This is a genomic window from Dyadobacter sp. CY261 (assembly GCF_021440085.1).
In the GTDB taxonomy this organism is placed as follows: Bacteria; Bacteroidota; Bacteroidia; order Cytophagales; family Spirosomataceae; genus Dyadobacter.
Genome location: NZ_JAKCPW010000070.1, coordinates 1 through 775 on the forward strand (window position 1 = coordinate 1; position 775 = coordinate 775).

1 protein-coding gene is annotated in these 775 nt (G+C 52.6%); it reads left to right on the forward strand.

Going from position 1 to position 775, the window contains the following annotated elements; genetic code table 11:
* Positions 1 to 775 (forward strand): hypothetical protein (locus tag LZD49_RS35395; RefSeq protein WP_234673385.1); only part of this gene is annotated, 775 nt, incomplete at both ends.

Here is a 775-nt window from a genome sequence, read left to right on the forward strand (position 1 = left end):
CTGTGTTCAACGTAGGCGAGACTTCCGGTTGTGGTGTTGTGGGCAATTGCCTTGTGAACAAGGTGAAGCTGGTGTTCCGCAGCCCAAGTGACTGTTGTATGGACCGTCTGAACGGCGCGAAACTTCAAGGCAGCAATAATGGCGGCAGCAGTTGGACAGATATTTATACTTTCTCAGCTAATGGTACAGGGAGCTATCAGGAGTTTACATTCAGTAACTCAAATACCTATGCATCCTTACGCTTCGTTGCCAGCAGTACGGGCTGGGGAGAGCTTACGGAGCTGGAATTCTATAACGGTACAACGAAACTGACAGGTACTGCATTTGGTACAGGTAACTATGGACTGGCCTTTGACAATTCGCTTTCAACCAAATGGGAAGGCAGCTCAGTGGGCTCCTCCAACGTGGCAGGTCTTAACCTAAACAGTTGCGGCGACCCTGTCCTAAACCCGCCAACGATCAGCCGGACTTCGGGGACAACTGCTTGTGTAGCCAGTAACCAGAAGGTAGTGCTGACCGCTTCTAACTGCACCGGCAGTATTACGTGGTTCCGCAGTGGCACGCAAGTCGGCACCGGTGTGACCTTGGAAACAAACGTGCCGGGTAATTACACGGCCAAATGTACCGTTGGCAGCCAGACCAGTGAATCCGCTGTGTTCAACGTAGGCGAGACTTCCGGTTGCGGTGTTGTGGGCAATTGTCTTGTGAACAAGGTGAAGCTGGTGTTCCGCAGCCCTGGGGACTGCTGTATGGACCGTCTGAACGGCGCGAAACT